This window comes from [Clostridium] fimetarium (genome assembly GCF_900111235.1).
Classification (GTDB): Bacteria; Bacillota; Clostridia; order Lachnospirales; family Lachnospiraceae; genus Clostridium_N; species Clostridium_N fimetarium.
In genome coordinates, this window is record NZ_FOJI01000001.1 from 527,899 (window position 1) to 550,854 (window position 22,956).

Annotated in this window: 23 protein-coding genes; 21 read left to right on the forward strand and 2 right to left on the reverse strand. The window is 33.5% G+C overall.

From position 1 onward, the window contains the following. Window positions 1-9: 9 nt before the first annotated feature. The 5 genes from BMY18_RS02305 to BMY18_RS02325 all read left to right on the forward strand — a co-directional run bounded on the left by BMY18_RS02305 (window position 10) and on the right by BMY18_RS02325 (window position 4,292). Complete coding sequence (locus BMY18_RS02305; RefSeq protein ID WP_456300593.1) at window positions 10-282, forward strand: metal-sensing transcriptional repressor; 273 nt, start codon at window positions 10-12, stop codon at window positions 280-282. A gap of 12 nt (window positions 283-294) precedes the next feature. Beyond that, on the forward strand, window positions 295-1,350 hold the full coding sequence (locus tag BMY18_RS02310) for a transglutaminase domain-containing protein (protein ID WP_092450153.1): 1,056 nt from the start codon (window positions 295-297) through the stop codon (window positions 1,348-1,350). A 124-nt stretch (window positions 1,351-1,474) separates the two neighbouring features. Further along, entirely contained in the window at window positions 1,475-2,977 is a 1,503-nt protein-coding gene (locus tag BMY18_RS02315) for an acyl-CoA carboxylase subunit beta (RefSeq protein WP_092450155.1), read from the forward strand. Window positions 2,978-3,056: 79 nt separating this feature from the next. Further along, on the forward strand, window positions 3,057-3,773 hold the full coding sequence (locus BMY18_RS02320; protein ID WP_092450157.1) for a phosphatase: 717 nt from the start codon (window positions 3,057-3,059) through the stop codon (window positions 3,771-3,773). Window positions 3,774-3,995: 222 nt separating this feature from the next. Continuing rightward, complete coding sequence (locus tag BMY18_RS02325; protein WP_092450159.1) at window positions 3,996-4,292, forward strand: YerC/YecD family TrpR-related protein; 297 nt, start codon at window positions 3,996-3,998, stop codon at window positions 4,290-4,292. Window positions 4,293-4,408: 116 nt separating this feature from the next. Here BMY18_RS02325 and BMY18_RS02330 read toward each other — a convergent pair whose 3' ends face one another. Then, window positions 4,409-5,056: a DUF1836 domain-containing protein gene (locus BMY18_RS02330; RefSeq protein WP_092450161.1), complete on the reverse strand. Its 648-nt coding sequence runs from the start codon at window positions 5,054-5,056 to the stop codon at window positions 4,409-4,411. A gap of 185 nt (window positions 5,057-5,241) precedes the next feature. Here BMY18_RS02330 and BMY18_RS02335 point away from each other — a divergent pair, with 185 nt between their 5' ends. The 15 genes from BMY18_RS02335 to BMY18_RS02400 all read left to right on the forward strand — a co-directional run bounded on the left by BMY18_RS02335 (window position 5,242) and on the right by BMY18_RS02400 (window position 20,676). Further along, on the forward strand, window positions 5,242-5,634 hold the full coding sequence (locus BMY18_RS02335; RefSeq protein WP_242940938.1) for a DUF350 domain-containing protein: 393 nt from the start codon (window positions 5,242-5,244) through the stop codon (window positions 5,632-5,634). Between the two features lie 40 nt (window positions 5,635-5,674). After that, window positions 5,675-5,848, forward strand: coding sequence for a hypothetical protein (locus tag BMY18_RS20920; protein ID WP_170841263.1), 174 nt, complete (start codon window positions 5,675-5,677; stop codon window positions 5,846-5,848). Window positions 5,849-5,901: 53 nt separating this feature from the next. Next, window positions 5,902-6,543, forward strand: a complete 642-nt coding sequence (locus tag BMY18_RS02340; RefSeq protein WP_092450163.1) for a hypothetical protein — start codon at window positions 5,902-5,904, stop codon at window positions 6,541-6,543. A 16-nt stretch (window positions 6,544-6,559) separates the two neighbouring features. Next, window positions 6,560-7,024, forward strand: a complete 465-nt coding sequence (locus BMY18_RS02345) for a hypothetical protein (RefSeq protein WP_092450166.1) — start codon at window positions 6,560-6,562, stop codon at window positions 7,022-7,024. Window positions 7,025-7,028: 4 nt separating this feature from the next. Next, window positions 7,029-9,506 carry a glutathionylspermidine synthase family protein gene (locus BMY18_RS02350; RefSeq protein ID WP_092450169.1) on the forward strand — a complete coding sequence of 826 codons (2,478 nt, stop codon included), beginning with the start codon at window positions 7,029-7,031 and terminating at the stop codon, window positions 9,504-9,506. Beyond that, window positions 9,506-10,171 carry a hypothetical protein gene (locus BMY18_RS02355; RefSeq protein ID WP_092450171.1) on the forward strand — a complete coding sequence of 222 codons (666 nt, stop codon included), beginning with the start codon at window positions 9,506-9,508 and terminating at the stop codon, window positions 10,169-10,171. Before BMY18_RS02350 ends, BMY18_RS02355 begins: the two co-directional genes overlap by 1 nt. Before the next feature lie 260 nt (window positions 10,172-10,431). Next, window positions 10,432-11,352 (forward strand): DMT family transporter, encoded by a 921-nt coding sequence (locus tag BMY18_RS02360; protein ID WP_092450172.1) that lies wholly within the window; start codon window positions 10,432-10,434, stop codon window positions 11,350-11,352. Between the two features lie 188 nt (window positions 11,353-11,540). After that, window positions 11,541-12,224: a PspA/IM30 family protein gene (locus tag BMY18_RS02365; RefSeq protein ID WP_092450234.1), complete on the forward strand. Its 684-nt coding sequence runs from the start codon at window positions 11,541-11,543 to the stop codon at window positions 12,222-12,224. An 87-nt stretch (window positions 12,225-12,311) separates the two neighbouring features. After that, window positions 12,312-13,295 carry an SPFH domain-containing protein gene (locus tag BMY18_RS02370; RefSeq protein ID WP_092450174.1) on the forward strand — a complete coding sequence of 328 codons (984 nt, stop codon included), beginning with the start codon at window positions 12,312-12,314 and terminating at the stop codon, window positions 13,293-13,295. Window positions 13,296-13,562: 267 nt separating this feature from the next. After that, window positions 13,563-15,905: an ATP-dependent helicase gene (locus BMY18_RS02375; RefSeq protein ID WP_092450176.1), complete on the forward strand. Its 2,343-nt coding sequence runs from the start codon at window positions 13,563-13,565 to the stop codon at window positions 15,903-15,905. Between the two features lie 290 nt (window positions 15,906-16,195). Continuing rightward, complete coding sequence (locus BMY18_RS02385) at window positions 16,196-16,474, forward strand: hypothetical protein (RefSeq protein ID WP_092450180.1); 279 nt, start codon at window positions 16,196-16,198, stop codon at window positions 16,472-16,474. Window positions 16,475-16,621: 147 nt separating this feature from the next. Beyond that, window positions 16,622-16,789, forward strand: coding sequence for a hypothetical protein (locus tag BMY18_RS20925; RefSeq protein ID WP_170841264.1), 168 nt, complete (start codon window positions 16,622-16,624; stop codon window positions 16,787-16,789). A gap of 440 nt (window positions 16,790-17,229) precedes the next feature. Then, window positions 17,230-18,609 (forward strand): 23S rRNA (uracil(1939)-C(5))-methyltransferase RlmD, encoded by a 1,380-nt coding sequence (gene rlmD / locus BMY18_RS02390; RefSeq protein ID WP_092450182.1) that lies wholly within the window; start codon window positions 17,230-17,232, stop codon window positions 18,607-18,609. A gap of 1,038 nt (window positions 18,610-19,647) precedes the next feature. After that, a complete protein-coding gene (locus BMY18_RS02395) occupies window positions 19,648-19,878 on the forward strand; it encodes a helix-turn-helix domain-containing protein (RefSeq protein ID WP_278280965.1) in 231 nt (76 codons plus the stop codon). Between the two features lie 75 nt (window positions 19,879-19,953). Next, the gene (locus tag BMY18_RS02400) at window positions 19,954-20,676 is read left to right on the forward strand and encodes a DUF5131 family protein (protein ID WP_092450184.1); all 723 of its coding nucleotides are present in this window, start codon (window positions 19,954-19,956) and stop codon (window positions 20,674-20,676) included. 272 nt (window positions 20,677-20,948) lie between these two features. Here the strand turns inward: BMY18_RS02400 and BMY18_RS02405 are convergent, their stop codons facing one another. Next, window positions 20,949-21,581, reverse strand: a complete 633-nt coding sequence (locus tag BMY18_RS02405) for a DUF4230 domain-containing protein (RefSeq protein ID WP_242940940.1) — start codon at window positions 21,579-21,581, stop codon at window positions 20,949-20,951. Window positions 21,582-21,907: 326 nt separating this feature from the next. Between BMY18_RS02405 and BMY18_RS02410 the strand changes: the two genes are divergently transcribed. Next, window positions 21,908-22,897, forward strand: a complete 990-nt coding sequence (locus BMY18_RS02410; protein WP_092450186.1) for a helix-turn-helix transcriptional regulator — start codon at window positions 21,908-21,910, stop codon at window positions 22,895-22,897. Window positions 22,898-22,956 lie beyond the last annotated feature (59 nt).

A 22,956-nucleotide genomic window follows, 5' to 3' on the forward strand; every position in this document is an offset into this window, starting at 1 on the left:
AAAACGGAGGTGCAAATTTTGCAAGCAGATAAAGCAAAAGTAAATCGATTATTAAAGACTGCAAGAGGTCAAATCGATGGGATTCTTAAAATGATAGAAGAGGACAGATATTGCATTGACATTTCTAATCAATTAATGGCAACACAGGCTATTTTAAATAAGGCGAACAAAGAAGTGATTAGTGCTCATATGAAGACTTGTGTGAAGGAAGCAATTACTCAAAATAAATGTGATGAAAAAATAGATGAATTAATAGCAGTAATAGATAAACTGTCTAAATAAGAAGGTGTAAATTTGAAAATATTAAAGAGGCTTTTGGCTGTTTCATTTGGCCTTATGACTGTATTATGTATAGCTTTTATATACGATAACGTATCAAATAAGTCACAAGATTATGTTAATATAATGAAGTACGTAAATAGTGCGGCTACACAAGCAGTGATTAATTTCGATGATGCATTGCAAAAAGTAACGAAATCAGTGAATACAACAAGTGCATCCGATGTTATTGGAAATCTAAAGTCAGATCTAAAGATTACGGATGGTAAAGGAAATCTTGTGTCTGACAGTGCAAATGCGCAAGATACTACTACCAAACCTGCAACTTCAAGTTCTGGGACTAGCAGCTTCCCAGAGAAAATGTACCCATATAGAGCAATGCTTACTTCTACACAGCAGGCAGTATATGATCAGGTATATGATAATGCAATGAAAATTAATGCTTCTTTTAATATAAGCGGATCAATCGATAGCAGTGGCTTAACAAATGTAATGACGGCAATATATAATGATCATCCAGAGCTGTTTTGGATGGATACAAGTTATAGTTATGGATATACAACCAAGGGAACAGTAGTGTCAATCGTACTTGAATTTAATGATACCGTCAATAATTTTACCGCTAGTAAGAACAAATTTGACAACGTAGCAAATTCAATTATTGCAAAGACAACTGGACTAACGAGTGATTTGGAAAAAGAAAAAATGGTATACAAATCTTTAATGAATATAGATACATATGATGAAAATTCACTACTTAACCAGAGTGCATACAGCGCAATGGTAAATGGTAGTTCCGTATGTGCTGGATATTCAAGAGCATTTCAGTATATTATGATGCAGATAGGAATTCCATGTTATTTTTGCAGTGGTTATGCGAATAATGGAAATCATGCCTGGAATATCGTGAAATTAAATGATAATTATTATAATTTAGATTTGTCTTGGGATGATTCAATTGGGGATGCAAGCAATACATTTTCGTTTCAGTATTTCAATATAGCGGATAGCGTTTTCTCAAGTACACATACAAGGCGAGATATGTCTGTGAAGTTGCCCGTATGTAAATAATTTAATATTCTATCTTAATAAATCCCATATTGACTCAACTAACAGAAAAACAATGTTGAATCATATGGGATTTAAACGTATAATAAAATTATATAATTTGGGATAAAATACAAGGAGATATTGTATGGAACAATACGACTTAGATAAACAGCATCAAAAGGGAAAACTTCATGCGATAGAAAGAATTCATTTGATAATGGATAAGGGATCATTTAAAGAAACCTATATAGGACCAGGCCCTACAAATGCAGCTGGAAGTGCGGCATATGATGGCGTTATTTCTGGAGTTGGTAGGATAAAGCGAAAGAAGGTATATATATATTCCCAGGATTTCACAGTGAAAGGTGGTTCACTAGGGTGGAATCAAGGATTTAAGATAGCAAGAACAATAGAAGATGCAATTGTTAATAAATGCCCAGTCATTGGAATTAGTGATTCTGGAGGAGCTAGAATTCAAGATGGAATAGATGCCATGGCGGGATATGGTGAGGTTTTCTATTATAATACATTAGCTTCTGGGTATATTCCACAAATAGCAATAATAGCTGGACCTTGCGCTGGTGGAGCGGTATATTCACCCGCAATTATGGATTTTACATTTATTGTGGATAATATAGGAAAAATGTTTTTGACAGGACCAAAAGTAATAAAACAAGCAACAAATAAAGAGGTAACGATAGAAGAGCTTGGTGGTTCTGTTATGCATGCGCAAAAAAGCGGGGTTGCACATTTTAGATGTGCCTCTGAACTTGAATGCTATAATCAAGTTAGAGATTTGATAAACTTAATTCCTTCGTGCTATGCAAAGAAAAAACTTGAAATTTTGGATTTCGCTAAGCTTAATATTCAAGATAAGGATCAAACTCCACTTCAATACATACTGCCCGAACAAGACAATATGGTTTACAGTATGAGAGAACTTGTTAAAATAATAGTAGACGAAAATACATATTTTGGCGTACTTTCAGAATATGCTAAAAATATATTGACTGCATTTGCAAAAATAGGAGATATTACGGTAGGAATAGTTGCTAACGAACCAAAATATCGGGCGGGTGTTTTGGATTGTGATGCAAGTGATAAGGCGGCTAGATTTATTCAATTTTGTGATAGTTTTAATATTCCAATTATCACATTTACAGATGTACCTGGGTTTATGCCAGGTATTGATGAGGAAAGAAAAGGGATTATAAGACATGGGGCAAAGTTGTTGTACGCTTATTCAGAAGCGACAACCATTAAAATCAATGTAATTATAAGAAAAGCATATGGTGGCTCTTATGTTGCAATGTGCAGCAAGCATCTTAGAGCAGATAGAGTATATGCGTGGCCAAGTGCCAAGATTGCAGTTATGGGGGCAGAAGCCGCTTGTGAAGTAGTATATGCAAAGATACTTAACACATTTACAGATGAAAAGAGAAAGAAAGACTATTTCAGTGAAAAAGTAGAGGAATATAGAAAGACTGCAATGGGAATAGAAGTTGCTCACAAACGTGGATTTGTAGATGAGATAATTGATCCAGTTGACACAAGAAATCGCTTGATTACTGATTTGAGAGAACTTATAAACAAGACAAGAAGCAGAAAAATGACAATTAATAAAAAACATGGCAATATACCGATGTAAATTTTTTTTAGTATATTTGCAGTCAAATACATATTGTGGTAAAATAAAGACCAAGTATATTTGATTACTGGAGGAATTTATGAAGTATTCAATTGACACACATACACATTCAATCGTTAGTGGACATGCATATAATACAATAGATGAGATGACTAGAGAAGCGGCGGACAAAGGCGTTTCGCATTTTGCACTCACTGAGCATGCACCTAAAATGCCAGGCAGCTGTAATGAATTATACTTTTATAATTTGAAAGTCTTGAAACATGAAAAGTATGGTGTTAACAGATTATTTGGTGCTGAATTAAATATAATGGATTTTAATGGTAGAGTCGATTTGCCAGAACATATCTTACGACATTTAGATATTGTAATTGCAAGCCTTCATTCACCATGTATTATTGCTGGAACAAGGGAACAAAATACCAATGCACTGATTGAGGCAATTAAGAATCCATATATTAATATAATTGGTCATCCAGATGATAGTAGGTATCCGGTCGATTTTGAACCGATTGTCCTTGCAGCTAAGCAATATCACACGTTGCTTGAACTTAATAATACATCACTTAAGCCAACAGGGCCAAGAGTCAATGCAAAAGTGAATGATATTGAGATGCTTGAACTTTGCAAGAAACATAATGTATGTATATCACTTGCAAGTGATGCTCATATAGCAGAAAGTATCTGTGATTTTGAACTGGTTGAGGGGCTTTTGGAAGAATTAGATTTTCCTGAAAGACTCGTAGCGAACGCTGATTATGAGCTATTAGAAAGTTATTTGAATTATAAAAAGTAAAATATATAATATCCTTATATTGAATTTAAAAGTAGATACTTCTAAATAAAAAATATTACTCGATGCATTTATATTTTAAATGATAACACCATGCTTCTACACTATAAAACTTCTTTACTTTAAAACTTTAATATGTTAAAATCAACCTATAATAAAAAGAAATACTAGTGATTTTTAGTGTAGTAAAATGCGAATTACATTCGTATAGCAGAAGGGAGCATTGTGAATAAAAAACTTAGAACACCTGAAGTAGAACAATTATTTGATGCAATACTTAGTTTGAAAGATAAGGAAGAATGTTTCGCATACTTTGAAGATATTTGTACGATTAATGAGTTGTTATCATTGTCACAGCGCTTTGAAGTTGCAAAGATGCTTCGTGAACATAAGACATATATTGATATTGCACAAAAGACAGGGGCTTCAACAGCCACTATCAGTCGTGTGAATCGTTCGCTAAATTACGGCAATGACGGATATGATATGGTATTTGAAAGAATTATCAAGAAAGAATTATAAAATTTAAAAACACACAATAATTCCACATAAATCATATAAAAAAAGGAAGTTCAATTGAAATGAACTTCCTTTTTTTTGTTTGATTTTTCAGTTGATTTTCAAATATCTATTACTTTCTATATCTTCTTTTTATCTTTTTCATTTTCATTTTCCTTATTATCGCTAGTATTTTGCTTTGGAGAAAGTTCATCAATGATATTCTCAATAATATTTTTCTTCATATAAACATCAAAACTAAGTAATGATACAAAAGTGAAAAGTTGCATAAAGTGTTGCTCATCTTTGTTTTCAATATTTTTAAACGCATCTTCCGATAATTTGAATTGTGTAAAAACATCTTTGGAAATATTGGAAAGCTGCGATTTTTCAAGTCTATATATTTCTTTATAGATAGCATCTAATGAGGAATCCCCATGATCTCCGAAAAAGTTTTCGGTGAGAGGAGTTAATAACTTTTGGATATCGCTAATGGAGAGTATGCTTTTAAAATAGTAAATGAAAGCCAGCATATAGATATGATCTTTTGAATACTTCTTCTTAACTGGAGGTGGTAAAAGATCATTTTTTGTATAGTTGTTTATCATGGTTTTTGTAAGAATCTTATCGTCAGCATAGCGCTTCACATCGGAAAGATGGTCGTCCATAAAAGTTGTAACTTGATCCATATACAAATCTATATTAGGTACATCACCAGGTTTTATATAGTTAATTTTTGATAATTTTCTGAGTAGCGAATTGAGAAATTCAGAATTGTCACTGTCCATAATACGCCTACCCCCTTCTTGTTAGTTATACATCATATTATATAGTATTAAAAACTATATGACAAGGGGTAAATTGACTAGTTTTCATCTGCAGAGTGAACTGTTTTATCTTGACAATATTATCCTCATAACATATAATTACAAGGAATAATTTGCCATAAAAATATAATTTAAGGGGGTTTATTGTGAACGTATATTTGAATGCAGGTATCTACTTTTTGATGACATCAGTTATCATACTAATTGCAATCTTTTTATTTGACTTGATCACAAAATACAAGGTTTGGGATGAGATTGCGAAGGGAAACGTGTCAGTAGCATTAGCAACAGGAGGTGTTGTTGTCGGTATTGCGAACATCTTGAAATGTGCAATTTTAACGAATGAAAGTTTAATTGATACAATTATTTGGGGTGGTATTGGAAGTGTTGTTTTACTACTCGTGTATCTTGCTTTTGAACTACTTACACCTAAGTTAAATGTAACTGAAGAAATCGGAAAAGGCAACGTCGCAGTTGGAATTTTGTCCTTTGTTTTTTCACTAGCATTTAGTTTGATTATTGGATCTTCTATATCATAACTGAACCGAATACATATCTATATGAAAGAGGGAAATAATTTTGAAAGATATTTATATCTATATTACACCAGAAAATTGGAATAAAGATAAACCAGAAGTAACAATATTTGGTAATGTTATCTCTAATAATGAGAATTATGTCGAAATTAAAGACGACAAGGGATATACTCAAATTATCAATATCCAGAAAGTATTTGCTATTGTTTATATGTAAAACATACTAACGATTTAATTGTTAATAAATCCATAGCAGAGGAAACGACGAATATGCAAAAGCATTTAATGGATATTGACCTTTACCATCTATATAAAAAATGGTATGACGGATGTGGTGCGTTTGAATGTTTTGTTCATTCTACGCCATTTGTAACACTAAAGAATTATCCTGATTTTGTACTTAAGGATGTTTGTTTTGAACAAGACAAATTCACAGAAGAAGTTTTAGATATTATTTCACAACATATCAATCCTAGAACCTTATTTATGATGGATTTTAATGCACAACTATCATTAAAAGCAGCCTATATCTTGCAAGAAAGATCAGCACTTAAGCCAATTTTAACGTTTAGGCAAATTAATCATCCATATGGTTTAGTCTTTGATGAAGATGCGATTAGCTCTTTGATTTCTTATAGTGAAAAAATAACTGATAAAAATAATAATGGTTTTATTTTTGTATTAGATTATCTAAGATATAGTGAATTTAGTGAAGCTATTTATAAAACAAAATTTAACAATCAATATGAGATAACAGAATATGATTTGCCCGTATGCGAAATGCTAAATGATCTGGATTACCAACAAGTTGTCGTTTTATATCAAGGAACGTTGAAGGAAGATATAAAACTCTACACAGATTATTTGCAAGAAAATGGCATACAGGTAGTAATGTTTCATTTAAACGATTAATATATGAGGGGTTTATATGCAAAATAATGATAACAATGAACTTGATGATAAAATTAAAACGGTAAAGAAGATTCTTAAGGGAAACAGAGCAAGGGCACTTGGAGTTGCTACTATGTTTTCTTTAAGCACAATTTTGGGAGGTTGTGGGGCAAAAAACAACCAAACCTATGCCACTCCAAATGGATATTTTGGAGAACAAGAATCAACCGCTAAATCTTCAAATAACGGAATTTATGGTTCATCCTACAATGGATATCGCGGGGGGAGCTATTATTATTTCAGAGGTGCTTCAGGTGCCTTAGATGGTTCATGGGGCAGAAACAATACGCAGTTTAAGAGTACGAATGCAGCGGCATCCACTTACACTGGCACATCCAAGAGCACTGGTAAGTCTTCACTAAAAAGTGGTGGAACGAACAAATCTTCGTATACAAGTAGCGGTTCTGGAACGTCAGGTAAAAGTGGAGGCATATCAGGATAAATATATGATTGCAAACCAAAGGCTTTTGACCGAAAAAATTCTATTTGATTATTATATGATTAGCTCAATTCGTGAAAATGAGATTCATAGTCCATTTCCATTTTATCTGGATAAAGAACTATTTGAAGCTATGGTAAGTAGTGCAGAAATTTTAAATTCTGTTGTTTGTCGTATCATTAGTAAGAAATTTAAGAATCCAGATAATCTGCCTTTTGTAATGGGGAAATTCACACTGGATAAGGAAATATTATCTATGCAATGTCCAATATCACCATTTTTCTGGGTGCGATATGACGCATTTGTTCGTGCAGATGGGGGCATTTTTTTTAGTGAATTTAATTATGATAAACCATGTGCACAACGAGAAATCGCGATTAGTGATATGATGAGTCCCCATAATAATCCCAGTGCTAATTTTAGAAATGCATTTTATGAGAATTTCAAGAGCCTAACAAAAAATGCTTTTGCAACAAATCCCAAACCGACGGTAGCTATACTTGTATCTCCTCATCATAATGAAGAAATACATTTGGCCTATTTTTATATGGATTTATTGAAGGGTTTAAATCTTGAATTTGTGATAGCGAGTACAGATAATATTTATGTAAAAGACAATAAGGCGTTTGCTTTTGACAAAGAAATAGATGTTTTGTTAAGGCAGTTTCCTACAGAATATCTATATGAAATTAAAGATATAAAAGAAATGCTAATGCTATTTGAAGAGGGAAAACTTCTAATCATAAACGATCCAAGGGCAATTATTGCTCAAACGAAAAGTTTGTTTGCTTATTTATGGCAACTAGTAGAATTAGATGATGATTTTTTGACTCAATTGGAAAAAGATACGATTAAAAATACAATTCCATATACCACTTTGTTTGATAAATCTAAGATAGATGATTTGATCTTAAACAAAAATAAGTATGTTATTAAGGCGGTCTATGGAAGGTATAGTGAACAGGTTTATATTGGAAATATGCTTAGTGATGAAGACTGGCGTCTTATAATAAATGATGTTTGCGAGAGTGAAGATTTACATATTATTCAGGAATTTTGCCCGATTAAAAAGGATAAAGTTTTACGGTTTAATGGGGAGAACTTTGAAAATAAGACAGCCTTTGGAAACTTTGGAATCTATTTATCTAATAATAAGTATAGTGGTAGCTGTATTCGATGGAGCCCTAATTATTTATCAGATGATGAACATGTTTGGGTTAGTCCAGTTGGTGTCAGTGATCGTAATATTCATATCTCAAAAATTGTAGAGGCTCATGATTACGATAGTATTTTTTGCAAAATTAATGATATTGCAGCTTTTCAATATGGTTTTACAGGTGGATATACGGGATTTCAGCAATCATTTTCGCTAGATGCTCTTGTGTTAGAAGAGAATACATTTAATGAAATTAAAGATGCTACGAATCAATTAGCTAATCTGTTTTACAAAACAACCAAGCATGTACAAGAAAATAGTGCAATTCTATGTCCAGTTCTAGGAATTGCGGAAGAACTGATACCTTTAGTATCAAAACAGGAACAAAACACGTTATCCTTTTTGGGGCGATTTGATTTTGTTTTTGATAATATTGGAAGGTTAAAGTTACTAGAATTTAATGCGGAAACTCCTGCGGGAATAATAGAAAGTATTGGCCTAAACAGCTTAATCAAAGATATTTTGAAAATACCATACCGTAATCCCAATGAAAATATGACTGAACAATTACAAGCACAATTAAATAGAATCATCAATATTTATAAAAAAAATAAACAGATACATAATATTGGATTTGCTTCTTTGGCATATCCGGAGGACTTTTATAATACAAAATTTCTATTTGATATTTTAAATGAAGGTGATGAAAACTTCATTTATGGAGAAATTTCAGGACTTCATATAAAAAATGACAAGCTGAATTTATATGAACAGCCACTGGATGCAATATATCGGTATTATCCACTTGATTGGTTTTTTACAGATGAAAACTATGAAGGATTTGGTGAGATAATGAAAGAAAATACCCAATGCATTAATGAGCCGTCTACTTTTATATCGCAATCGAAAGCCTTTTTTGCTCTCATATGGGAGTTATATAAAGATGGATTTTATAATGAAGCAGAAAATGAACTGATTTTAAAATACATACCGTACACATCGCTTAATCCAGACGATTTTCATAATGGTGATTATTGTGCAAAACCTTATTTTGATAGAGAGGGTAATGGAGTTACCTTATCGATTAGTGAAGAGGATAAGGACTTTATAGAAGATGAGATGATTTTCCAGGAAAGAATCCCGATACAGACAGTTTCTCTTGATATTCATACAACAATGTCCGTGACACAAGAAGTCCTTTATCCAGTACTTGGAGCCTATGTAATAGGAACTGAATTTGGCGGAATTTATACAAGAGCTGGTGGAGCTGTTACTGATGCAAATGCAATATATATTCCAACTTATATTAAAGAAAAAGGGGAGTTGTAATGAATAATTATAAAAATGGATTGAATGAAACTGATAAAAGAAATAAATATATAAAAGGAGGCTTAATTTTTATAGTTGTTTCCGTTGTATTTTTCTTCGTAATTGCTAAAATGAATGATGTATCTCAGTATGAATATTTAAAGGAAGTTTTTGTGAGTGAGGCTCAAATTCTTGAAATGAAAACAAATGCAGATTCTTCACCTCAACAATTCTTTGTTCGCTTAAAACTAATTGATCAAAGCGTAACATTAAAGGAAGACCAATCCTGGTTTGAAGTTAATTATACATTTTATCAAAAATGTGTAGTTAATAATAAAATTGGAGTATTGGTTGGCAATTTTGATGTTTTTAAAGGGAGTGCATTTGCAGTATTTGGAAATACATCTCAGACATATGAAAATTCAAACTACTCAGTTGTTGATGTGTTTGATTCTTTGGATCAAGCCAATGAAAAATATCCTCATAAAACATTTACGGCAGAAGCACAGATTACAAAAAAGACTTCATCTACAAATGAAGGTAATTATTTCGTTTTATCTTATGACGCCCGTGAAATGTCAATTCAAGTAGACAATGATTTATACAACCGATATATAGAGAGTGAAATGGTGACTTGTGATTTTGACGGGATTGGTGATTTCGTTAAAATCGTCGGTATGAGATAAAGAACTTTATGAAGGTTTACTACTTAAAAGGCTATACAATAATACTTTAGTGGTAAAAAAGTGCTTACTAAGAGTAATTGATTAAGTCATTAATTAAAATTATAATAAAGTAAGGCAAAGAGGCGTGAAGAATTTCTTCATGTCTTTTTTTCATTGTTAGATGCATTGATAGAAGCATTGAAAGAAGCATTATAAGAAATGGTATTTAATTTAAAAGTTAATATCATATATGCTACAAAAAATAAATAAAGAGGTATTTTATGAAAAGCAAAAAGGGAGAATTAATATTATTATTGGCATCAATACTGTGGGGAAGCTGTTTTGTATTTCAGAAAATGGGCATGGATTATATTGGACCATTTACACTTGGGGCATTTCGGTTTTTGCTAGGGGCAATGACATTAGTTCCGGTTATGGTTTTATTAGATAGAATGAAAAAAAGAAAAGAAATATACAAAGGCTTTAAGGATAAAGAACTATACATAGGAGGAGGATTGTGCGGCACGGCTTTATTTGCAGCTGCGTCTCTTCAACAGATTGGATTACAATATACAACAGCTGGAAAGGCGGGCTTTATAACTTCATTAGAAATTGTTTTGGTTGCTGCAATATTTATATTTATTACCAGAAGCGTGCAAATTAATGTACTGATAGGTGTATCGCTAGCAGTCATTGGGATGTATCTGCTATGCATGGTTGAAGGATTTTATTTGGATAAAGGTGATACCTATGAACTAATAGGCGTTGTTTTTTGGGCAATACAGATACTTGCCATAGATCAATATTCGAAAAAGGTAGACGTAATTAAACTTTCCTTCGTTCAATTTATGACGACTGGTATATTGTCGTGTGTTTTTATGTTTGTATTTGAAAATCCACAGTGGAATGATATCGTGAGCGGTGCGGTTCCAATTTTGTATACTGCAATCATCGAAGTCGCGGTGGCATATACGTTGCAGATAATTGGCCAAAGGGATACACGACCTGACATTGCATCCGTAATTTTGAGCTTAGAATCGGTATTTGCAGTAATCAGTGGGGTGTTAATTCTTGGGGAGATAATAACTTTTAGAGAATTTTTAGGCTGCGTATTTATGCTGGCTGCGATTATAGTGACGCAGTTAACGAAACCGAACAAACAACAAAAATGTGAAAAGTTAAAACAAGACTTAACTTTGTAATGAATGTTGAATTAGTAGTATTCTATGTAGGTTTGAAATGCATTGTGATTGAAACTCCAATTCTATTTTTAATAGTGACATTTGGACCGATTTGTAATATAATAAGAACGTATTTGAATACAATACATAAGTGGGGGAATCACGTTTGAGTCGTGGCCACGATAATCGAAAGGAATGGTGTATATACTATGGGAATTTTATCAAGATTTAAAGACATTATGGCATCAAACATTAATTCATTATTGGACAAATGTGAAGATCCAGAAAAGATGATCGATCAGTATCTTAGAAATTTAGAGAGTGATTTGGGAAAAGTTAAGGCAGAGACAGCTTCTGTAATGGCTGAAGAGGCAAGATCCAAAAGAGAACTAGACGAGAGTGCACAAGAGATTGTTAAATTTCAGAAGTATGCTGAAAAAGCGCTTACATCAGGCAATGAAGTTGATGCCCGTCAGTTCCTAGAAAAAAAACAACAAGCAGTAGCAAAACAGACTTCGTTACAGCAGATGTATACAATGTCATCTGAGAATGCAACTAAGATGAAACAAATGCACGAAAAGTTAGTTAAGGATATTGGTAGTCTGAATTCAAGAAGAGATTCAATTAAGATGAAAGTTCAAGTAGCAAAGACACAACAAAAGCTTAATCAAATAGGTTCAAGTGTAGCAGGAGCAGGCAATAATCTTTCCGCATTTGATCGTATGGAAGATAAGGCTGAAAAGATGTTAGATGAAGCAAATGCAATGTCAGAACTGAACCAAGTGGGCGTTGATAATGATATAGTGAATCTTCAAGCAAAATATGATACAGAACCAGGTAGCGCAGCTGTAGATGATGAATTAGCAGCTTTGAAGGCTCAGATGGGACTTTAATATTTAATATCAAATAATTGGAACCTCTTACAATCTTGACGGGTTGCGGAGGTTCTTCTATAGTATCCACTTAAGGAGGATTTTGAAATGGGTTTATTTGGCGGACAATTTGCTAATGTTGTGGAATGGGAAGAATATAGAGACGATATAATCTTCTGGAAATGGACGAATGACGAAATTAAGAAGGGCAGCCGTCTTATTATTAGACAAGGACAGGATGCAATCTTTATGTATAACGGTAAGATAGAGGGTGTATTTACAGATGAGGGCAGCTTTGATATCGAATCTCAGATTATCCCATTTCTTTCAACTTTAAAAGGTTTTAAGTTTGGTTTCAATAGTGGTGTTCGTGCTGAAGTATTGTTTGTGAATACCAAGGAATTCACAGTGAAATGGGGAACGAAAAATCCGATTTCAATTCCGGCACCTAACCTTAATCTTCCTGGAGGAATGCCGATAAGATCATTTGGTACATTTAACTTTAAAGTATCAGATTATATCTGCATGATTGATAAAATAGCCGGCGTAAAGAAACAGTTTGGCGTAGAAGATGTAAAAGAGAGAGTTGTTGCTGTGCTTGATCAACTTCTTATGAAGTGGATTTCAAAAGAAGGTAAAGACATGTTTAATCTTCAATCAAATGCATTTGACATTGCTGCTGGAATCAAAGAAGATCTTGATATGCAGTTGACTAAAATCGGTATTTCGGTTGTTGATTTTGCGATTTCAAGTTTCTCATATCCAGAAGAGATTCAAAAGATGCAGACAAAGGCAGCTTCTCAGACCATGGTAGGCGATATGAACAAATATCAGCAGATGGCAATGACAGACGCAATGTCTAATGGCAAGGGTGGAAGTGCAAGCCTTGGCGCTGATATGGTTAATATGCAAATGGGCATGATGATGGGTCAGCAGATGATGAATAACATGGGAAAAACCATGAATGCTGATAATAATTCAAATGCAACGCAACCTGCTGGCAATGGCAAAGTTCCAAAATTCTGTCCTAACTGTGGAACACCGACGAATGGAGCTAAGTTTTGCCCGGAGTGTGGTAATAAACTGGGATAGATAATATATAAATAGAAATGAAGCAGATAGAAATGAAGCAAATAGAAATGAAGCAAATAGAAATGAAGCAAATAGAAATGAATCAGATAGAAATGAATCAGATAAAAGTAAAGCAGTATATAAATTAGATTTCAGAAATAATATATAATATAGTTCAATTAACTAAGCAGATAATTATATCTAGATTTAATTATCTGCTTTGGCTTATGATTTTCGAGATTTGTACATAGTTTGGAAAGATTAATAATAAACTGATTAGGAGAAACAATGGGCATATACGATTCGCTTAACGACATGCAAAGAGAGGCTGTTTATCATACAGAAGGACCACTTCTAATTTTAGCGGGTGCAGGCTCGGGTAAAACGAGAGTGCTTACTCACCGTATTTCTTATATGATTGAGGAAAAAGGGATTAATCCATGGAATATTCTAGCAATCACATTTACGAATAAAGCAGCTGGTGAGATGCGAGAAAGAGTGGATAAAGTTGTTAGTATTGGTTCAGATAGTGTATGGGTTAGTACATTTCATTCAACTTGCGTTAGAATTTTAAGAAGATATATTGATAGACTAGGTTACGATACTAATTTTACGATTTATGATATGGATGATCAGAAGAGTATAGTAAGAGATGCTTGCAAGCGTCTTAACGTTGATACGAAGGTGCTCAAGGAAAGAGCGATTATGAGTGCGATTTCAAAGGCAAAAGATGAACTAATTACACCCGACCAGATGGAAATGAATGCAGGCGGCGATTATAATGCTAAAAAAATTGCCGGTATATATAGAGAGTACCAAAAAACTTTAAAGCTAAACAATGCACTAGATTTTGATGATTTAATCTGTAAAACAGTGGATTTGTTTAGAGGTAATGAGGACGTTCTTAATTATTATCAAGAACGATTCAAATACATAATGGTAGATGAATATCAAGATACTAATACAGCTCAATTTAAGCTTATTAGCATACTTGCAGACAAATATAAAAACCTGTGTGTAGTTGGTGATGATGACCAATCAATCTATAAGTTTCGTGGCGCAAATATTGCGAATATTCTTAACTTTGAAGGTACTTTTCCAGGAGCGAAGGTTATCAAATTAGAGCAGAATTACCGTTCGACACAGACTATTTTAGATGCAGCGAATGCTGTTATCAAAAATAATATAGGCCGTAAGAAAAAGTCTCTTTGGACCAGCAATGGTGAAGGAGAAAAGATCAATTTTACAGTATACGAAGATGCATATAGAGAAGCAGAGGGTGTAGTTAACGACATTCGACTAAAAGTAAGAGATGGCTGGAATTATAATGATTTTGCAGTCCTTTACAGAACAAATGCGCAGTCACGTCTTTTGGAAGAAAAATTTGTGGTTAACAATGTCCCTTATCGAGTATTTGGAGGCGTTAACTTTTATCAAAGAAGAGAAATTAAAGACATTCTATCGTATTTAAAGACAATTGAAAATGGCAAGGATGGTCAAGCGGTAAAACGTATTATCAATGTTCCAAAGCGAGGAATCGGTGCTACAACAATTGACAGAATTCAAGCAAATGCAGATGAAAATGAAATTACTTTTTGGGAAGCATTAATAAATGCAAAACAAATTGCAACCTTGGGCCGCTCATACACGAAACTTGAACCATTTATAATATACATAAGTTCTTTGAAAGCAAAAGTGGAACACCTTTCAATCCTAGAACTAGTTGAAACGATCTTAAAGGATACGCATTATATGGAAATGCTTGCTGAAAGTGAAACACCTGAGGAAGTAGCAGCAAGACAGGAAAATATCGATGAATTAATTAATAAAATTGTTAGTTACGAAGAGAATTCTGTGGATGAGAAGCCATCACTTAGCGGATTCCTTGAAGAGGTTGCATTAATTGCAGATATTGATAATCTTGACGAATCGGTCGAAAGAGTTATGCTTATGACGCTTCATAGTTCCAAAGGTTTGGAATTCCCAATGGTCTATATTACGGGACTTGAGGATGGACTATTTCCAAGTTATATGACAATCACATCGGATGACCCTTCTGAAGTTGAGGAAGAACGCCGTCTTTGTTATGTTGGAATTACAAGAGCGAAGAAGGAGCTAAGTCTGAGCGCTGCCAAAATGCGTATGGTACACGGAGAAACGAAGGCATTTAAGGTATCCAGATTTATGAAAGAGGTACCTGAGGAATTAATCAATATTGCAAATAGAGGCGTTGGCGGAAAATCAAAATTATCTTTTGGTGGTGAAGATAATAGTGGAAAGTTAGACATTCGTAGCAATGCTAGGGCCAGCATGAGTAGATATAGTTCAAGTGGAATGAAAAGTAATCCATTTGGTGAAAGTAGTTCAAATGGAAATGTTGGGTTTGGAAAAGCCTTTCCAGCTGACATATTTGATTTAGAGAAAAGTAAAAGTGCTGGTGCTGCTGGTGATTCATCAAGTCATTTGCTTGGTTACTCAGTGGGCGACAGAGTGAAACATACCAAATTTGGAGAAGGAAATGTGACTTTAATTGTAAATGGTGGAAGAGATTTTGAAGTTACCGTAGATTTTGAAAAGGTTGGTGTTAAAAAAATGTTTGCATCATTTGCAAAATTAAAAAAATGTGAATAAAGTAAAGTGAATAATGAGAATCAAATATTTGATTGCAAGAAAGCGTAGTTTTCTTCCTTATGATGATATTTGTATATGCGATATAAACATAGCGACAAACATTTTTACAGGCGGTAAAATTAGGTTAATAAGTAAAGATAGGAAAAAGTTAGCTAATATTGTAGTAAAATACAATTTCAGGTGGTATACTATACTTAAATTAGCATATACAATTAATAAATAAAATAGAATAAAATTTATTTATTGGTTAATAATTTACAATAATGCAATGTGAAAGGTAGGGCTTTGCTATGAATAAGCTAGAAGAACTTCTTGCAACAACAAAACTTAAAGAAATTTTACACAAGAGTGGTATCGAGGTAAAAAAAGAAAAGAAATCTAATCCAGTAGTAATCGTTTTAGCAGTTGTTGGTGTAGTATTAGCAATGGCAGCAATTGCATACGCTGTATACAGATACTTTACTCCAGATTATTTAGACGACTTTGAAGATGACTTCGAAGACGATGATTTTGATGATGATTTTTCCGAAGATGAAGAAGAAGCGAAAGAAGAATCTAAAGTAGAGTAAGATAATTTTGCGATGAAGTTTTGTGATTAGAGAGTAAATGATGCACAAAATTAAAATGCCACTAGTGTATTATTAACTGGTGGCATTTTGTAAATTGAAGATATTGCGAGTTGATACATATTGTTTTTAATATGAGGAGGACGTAAAATGAAAAAAAATTATTCTGCAATGATATTTTCAATGGCATTTTTACTGATTTTAATTAAGCGTTGGAGTGATATCCAATGTATCGATCGTGCATTTTATTTTGTAGCGATTTTTGGGTTCTTTATATTGGCAATCGGGTTGAATTACAATAAGATAAAAAACAGTTGAGTTAGTGGGCTGAAGGTAAGATTGGGTAAGTGGGCAATTGAGTGGCGGATATGGGATATGGTATGGTACGAAAGATATGTAACAATGGTAAGGAACAGCGGTAAGGAACAACGGTATGGAACAACGGTAAGGAACAACGGTATGTAACAACGGTATGTAACAACGGTATGGAATAACGGTAAGGAACAACGGTAAAGAATAACGATAAGGAAGAAAGATATGGTACGAGAGAGTTAAAATAAGATAAAGTACGAAAGATAAATATAAAAAATATGAAATAAATGATAAGAGACGTAATTAAATAAATGAAAATAATAAAGCAAAAAAATAAAAAAACAATAGAAAAACAATAGAACCGATATACCAAATAATAATAACAAACGAAAATTAGGAAATATAAAATAATTAGAAAAAAGAATATGAAACATTTAGGAGACATAATGAAAAAAGGTGAAGTATACAGTGGCATAGTTGATAGAGTTGAATTTCCGAACAAAGGAATTGTAATTGTTCAGGAAGAAGGCGAAAATGCTGGAACTAGCAGAGCAGTGGTGAAAAACACAATCCCAGGCCAAAAAATCAGCTTCGTGGTAAATAAAAAACGTAAGGACAAATGCGAGGGAAGATTAATTAAGGTATTAGAAAAATCACCGACTGAAACAACTGAAGCTTGCGAGCATTTTGGCATATGTGGCGGTTGCGTGTATCAAACAGTTGCCTACGAAGAACAACTAAAAATCAAATCAGATCAAGTCAAAAAAATGCTGGATGAAGTAATCACAAAAGACTATGAATTTGAGGGTATCAAAGGCAGCCCAAGAATCGAAGGATACCGTAACAAGATGGAATTTTCCTTTGGTGATGAATTAAAAGATGGTCCGCTAGCGCTTGGAATGCATAAAAGAAACAGTACATATGACATCGTAACGGTGGGTAGTTGTCTGATTGTTGACGAAGATTACAGAAAAGTACTTAACTGCGTATTTGAGTATTTCAAAAGTGCAAATGTTCCATTTTGTCATAAAATGACTCACATTGGTTACTTAAGACATTTACTCGTAAGAAAGGCAGTTTATACTGGAGAAATCCTCATTGATCTTGTAACGACAACGCAAATGGAGCTGGATTTGAATCCACTTGCAAAAGAATTACAGGCGCTTGAACTTGATGGAAAAATAGTAGGATTTCTACATACATTTAACGATTCAGTTGCGGATGTGGTTCGCAACGATAAGACTGATATTGTATTTGGACAAGACTTCTTCCATGAAAAGCTACTGGGACTTTCATTTAAAATTACGCCATTCTCATTCTTTCAGACGAACTCAATGGGGGCTGAAGTGTTATATGAGACAGCTAGAGAGTATGTTGGAACGACTGCGGACAAGGTGATTTTTGATTTATATAGTGGAACCGGAACGATCGCCCAGATGCTTGCGCCAGTTGCTAAAAAAGTAGTTGGCGTTGAGATTGTGGAAGAGGCAGTGCAATCGGCTAAGGAGAACGCGAAGCTCAATGGTCTTAGTAACTGCGAATTTATCGCGGGGGATGTTCTTAAGGTGATTGGGGATATTACGGACAAGCCTGATTTGATTGTACTCGATCCACCACGTGACGGAATACATCCCAAGGCATTGGATATGATTATTAATTATGGAGTGGATAGATTGGTTTATATTTCATGTAAGCCTACTTCTTTGGCACGGGATTTGGTTGTGCTGCAGGAGAAGGGGTATAAGGTTGTGAAGGTTTGTTGCGTGGATATGTTTCCGGGGACTGCACATTGTGAGAGTCTCGCGCTACTTGTAAAGAGTAGATAACACCAAAGAAAACGATTATACTTATATATAAAATAATAATGGTATACATTCTTTGATGGAAATGCTTGTTGGGTACGAAAACTATCTATAAGTATGTAAATATATTTTATTAAAAAAAAGATTTAATACAAAAAAATGTCTTTGTAGAAGTAATTCTACAGAGGCATTTTTAGGTGTGGAGGTGATAGAATTTCTATATTTAAAAATAATCCTGATTGGAAGATCAGATGGTGTGGGAAAAACAGAATAATGAAGAATTAAGCGGCGTCAGTAGATTGTGTTGATGCCTCTTTTTCAGTGAAATGAAGTGAATTTTATGGAAATAAATGAAATAGTATTGGTTCATGAGATTAGGAAAATTAAATGAGAATAGAAATAAGAATTAAACGAGAATAGAGTTGTCATATTATTCCAGAAACAGTATAATAATACCAAAGTATTTACTATTAAAAATATATTTACCAATATCGCATTGACACTGATTACGGATATTTTACCACCCTGTCCGGGTGATTTGTGTAAATGGATGCGAAAAAAGAGTTTCTATATCAAAACTACTGTGATAAAATAATGGACTTTATTATTTTTTCGCTTCTTCGGTAAAGAAGGGTAACAATATTTTAAAAATAAAATTGAAGAAGTTCAGAAATCTAACATGACATATACTACTGTAATTTAATAGTAAGATTTTAACCATTAGAGGATGGTTAAATATTTTGAGTTTTGTGAAAGGAATGATAAAAAATATGATAAAAGAACGTATAATTAGAATTATAATCACATTTATTTTTTCTTTGGGGATAATAGGAATCATAATATTGTTAAATACTAAATTTAAAATTCACCTACCAGTGTATATTACCTCTGTTTTGCCAATACTTTTTTTCGTCTTGTTTAACAATTATTTATCAAAGAAGAAAAAGTCCAAAAAAGTAAGGCTTTAGACTTATCCACTTATCAACTTTACTTTTAAGTACGTTTGCAGAGAAACCTGTTGATAAAAGATTCGGCAGACTAAGAGAATCAAAAAATGATAATGTGGAATATATATACCGCTTGTTTCTTGAACAAATCGGAATGAATGTTAAGGACTTTGTGCGCTTAAACCGCTTTAATTATGTGTTAAAGCACATTCAAAAATCGCCTTGTTTTTTTGCGACATTGTCGCAACAAGCCGGATATTTCGACCAAGCACATTTTGATAAAGATTTCAAGGCTATTAGTGGTGTTACCCCTCAAAAGTATCTGAAAACAATGTCGGATTTTTGAACATATAGTATGCTTATTATAACAAAATGGGTATTGATTCTTACATCAAAACCCAGCAAAAAGAGGAGGGTACCTATGAACTGGGAACCGTGGACAGGTTGCTACAAAGCAAGTGATGGCTGCACAAATTGCTATTTTTATGGGCCACATGCGAAACGATATGGACAAAGCACCATACAAAAAACAGATAAATTCGATTGGCCTATAAGGACAAATGCAAAAGGTGAATACAACATCAAAGGAAACAAGATTCTTGCGACCTGTTTTGCAACCGACTTTTTCCTTCCGGAAGCGGATGAATGGCGCAAAGAGGTTTGGTCTATCATCAAGGAAAGAACAGACATCGAGTTTTTGATTTTAACCAAGCGAATTGACCGTTTCCTTGTATCCCTCCCATCAGATTGGGGAACAGGATATGACAATGTAAATATTGGATGTACTGTCGAAAATCAAAAATTAGCCGATTATAGGCTTCCATTATTTTTATCCTATCCGATTAAACGGCGTTTTATCGCCTGTGCTCCACTTTTAGAAGCGATAGATTTAACACCGTATCTTCATGGCATAGACCATGTGACAGTCGGCGGCGAAACAGGGCGAGAAGCTCGTGAATGTGATTATGATTGGGTGCTTAATATCCGTGAACAGTGTGTAAAAGCAAATGTAACATTTTGGTTTAAGAATACAGGCTCGCTTTTTAAACGTGACAGCGTAGTAGAAAAAATAAACCCATTTAAGCAAACCGTTATGGCGAAAGAGCTTGGTATCAATATTTCAGATGGAAAAAGGTTGTTCTGATAACTTATCGGCAAGATATTGATGAATCAAAAAGAGTAAACCTTAAAAAGCTAAGGTTTACTCTTTTTGATTCACTAATATCTTGTCGTTTTTTATTCCTAAAAAACCATCAAGTCTTGCCACATGGGCGGAGCATTGATGGTTTGATTTTCCAAAGAGAAGGTAAATACCTTAAGCTGTTAGAAATAAGAAAAAGTAAAATAATACAATAACTGCTACAATAATTCCGAGTGCTGATAAAAGAATTTTTTTCATAGGTAATAACCTCCTTGCTATTTATCTGTGAAAGATATTTTATATTCTTTCAAATTGTATTCATTACCAAAAAAGCTGGTTAATATTGTTTCTGCATTACTACGAGCATTTTTTAATAAGCCATTTGCAACAGCATTTTCTTCTGCTGTACGTTGTAAGTTCTGGTTGGATTCGTTAGTTTCTGTCATAGTAATCTGATTGAAAATGCTTTCAGATTCCTGATATATTTTAAATGAATCCATATCTATTTCGCTACTCAGTATCTTTGCCGCTGGTAACTTAATTTCAATAGTCGTATCTTTAACAGTCCATTCAATCTCTCCAAAATCAAAGCCTGCTTTTATCACTACTTCGTAACTATATATGTACTTACTCTGTGTGAATGGTATTTTAACTCCAAACATTTTCCTTGAATCATCCGTAGTATTTATCTCTGTGCAGTAGGTAGATTGTGTTGCTAATTCACCAATGTTTTCAAATCCGATTTTTATAGTCTTACTTTCAGATGAAACAAATCTTTTATATCCAATTATTCCAGCAACAACAACTAATACAATTGCAATAACTATAATTGCTATTTTTTTAATTTTCTTTCGAAAAAAATTTGACTTACCGTTATGTTCTTTCGTTTCCATATTGTGCCTACTCATTAAATTATCCTCTTTCATTATTTTAAAATACTTTTTATCATGCAGTATATGTTATTTTTACGTTTTCGGGTTACATGTCTTTTGCCATTTTATTATAACATAATTACAACAAAAAAGACAGTTTGGACTTGGATACTCGTGAATTTATCCACAGTGATTGTTTACACACTAGCCAACGAATATTGAGAAAAAGGCTGGGATACAAGTCCTTTTTAAATCCCAAAACAAACTAATAACGTGTACTATTATTAGTACTTGTATTAATCCCACACTATATATGTTATAATTTCCCATATAGATAAGAGCGTATGGGGAGGGGTTATAACATGGGAAGAGTACCGAATCAAAAAATGAAAACAATGTATATCATGCAACTGTTCTTAGACAAAACGGATGAAACACATTACATAACCATGGTCGAAATATTAAAGCACCTGAAAAACAATGACATTAGCGCGGAGCGAAAGTCCATATATGCTGATATTGATGCTTTAAAGCTTTATGGATTTGATATACAGGGCTTTCAAGAAAAGGGGACTTATTTCTATCATATGGTGAGCCGTAAGTTTGAATTGGCGGAATTGAAAATATTAGTGGATTCAGTTCAATCCTCAAAATTTATTACGGAGCGTAAATCAAATCAATTGATTAAGAAGATTGAAAGCTTTGCTAGTGATTTTGAAGCGAAGGAACTACAGAGGCAGGTTTTTGTAGCAGGGCGGATTAAGACTATGAATGAGAGCATTTATTATAATGTAGATAATCTTCATGCTGCAATCAATGCAAATAGTCAAATTACGTTTCAGTATTTCCAATGGACTGTTGATAAAAAGACCCAATTGAAAAAAGACGGTGCATTATATAAACTAAGTCCATGGGCGCTAATGTGGGATGCTGAAAATTATTATATGATTGCATATGATTCAAAGGAAGAAAAAATCAAGCATTTTAGGGTAGATAAGATGCTACATATTACTTTGACGAATGAAGCCAGAGATGGTAAGGAGCATTTTGAAAAGTTCGATATGGCAGTGTATGCCAAGAAGATGTTTGGAATGTATGGTGGTACCGAAGTAAAAGTGAAGATGAAATGCAATAATAATTTGGTGGGGGTAATTCTAGATCGCTTTGGAAAAGAGATTTCGATTATTCCAATTGATAGTGAGCATTTTACAATTAATATAGATGTGGAAATGAGTAGGCAATTTCTGGCGTGGGTAATTGGACTTGGGTGCGGGGCGCAAGTTATAGGGCCTGAAAGTGTGGTGGAACAGATGCGAGAAGAAGGTAGAAGGGTTTTAGAGCAATATCAATAAATAAAGCTATTTTATATAAAAGATTACTAGCAACTCGTCGGAATTGTCAACGAGTTGCT

Coding starts and splice junctions, on each gene's coding strand:
- BMY18_RS02315 (WP_092450155.1), top strand. CDS start 1,475: ATGGAACAATACGACTTAGATAAACAGCATCAAAAGGGAAAACTTCAT.
- BMY18_RS02320 (WP_092450157.1), top strand. CDS start 3,057: ATGAAGTATTCAATTGACACACATACACATTCAATCGTTAGTGGACAT.
- BMY18_RS02330 (WP_092450161.1), bottom strand. CDS start 5,056: ATGGACAGTGACAATTCTGAATTTCTCAATTCGCTACTCAGAAAATTA.
- BMY18_RS02340 (WP_092450163.1), top strand. CDS start 5,902: ATGCAAAAGCATTTAATGGATATTGACCTTTACCATCTATATAAAAAA.
- BMY18_RS02345 (WP_092450166.1), top strand. CDS start 6,560: ATGCAAAATAATGATAACAATGAACTTGATGATAAAATTAAAACGGTA.
- BMY18_RS02350 (WP_092450169.1), top strand. CDS start 7,029: ATGATTGCAAACCAAAGGCTTTTGACCGAAAAAATTCTATTTGATTAT.
- BMY18_RS02355 (WP_092450171.1), top strand. CDS start 9,506: ATGAATAATTATAAAAATGGATTGAATGAAACTGATAAAAGAAATAAA.
- BMY18_RS02360 (WP_092450172.1), top strand. CDS start 10,432: ATGAAAAGCAAAAAGGGAGAATTAATATTATTATTGGCATCAATACTG.
- BMY18_RS02365 (WP_092450234.1), top strand. CDS start 11,541: ATGGGAATTTTATCAAGATTTAAAGACATTATGGCATCAAACATTAAT.
- BMY18_RS02370 (WP_092450174.1), top strand. CDS start 12,312: ATGGGTTTATTTGGCGGACAATTTGCTAATGTTGTGGAATGGGAAGAA.
- BMY18_RS02375 (WP_092450176.1), top strand. CDS start 13,563: ATGGGCATATACGATTCGCTTAACGACATGCAAAGAGAGGCTGTTTAT.
- BMY18_RS02385 (WP_092450180.1), top strand. CDS start 16,196: ATGAATAAGCTAGAAGAACTTCTTGCAACAACAAAACTTAAAGAAATT.
- BMY18_RS20925 (WP_170841264.1), top strand. CDS start 16,622: ATGAAAAAAAATTATTCTGCAATGATATTTTCAATGGCATTTTTACTG.
- rlmD (WP_092450182.1), top strand. CDS start 17,230: ATGAAAAAAGGTGAAGTATACAGTGGCATAGTTGATAGAGTTGAATTT.
- BMY18_RS02400 (WP_092450184.1), top strand. CDS start 19,954: ATGAACTGGGAACCGTGGACAGGTTGCTACAAAGCAAGTGATGGCTGC.
- BMY18_RS02405 (WP_242940940.1), bottom strand. CDS start 21,581: ATGAGTAGGCACAATATGGAAACGAAAGAACATAACGGTAAGTCAAAT.
- BMY18_RS02410 (WP_092450186.1), top strand. CDS start 21,908: ATGGGAAGAGTACCGAATCAAAAAATGAAAACAATGTATATCATGCAA.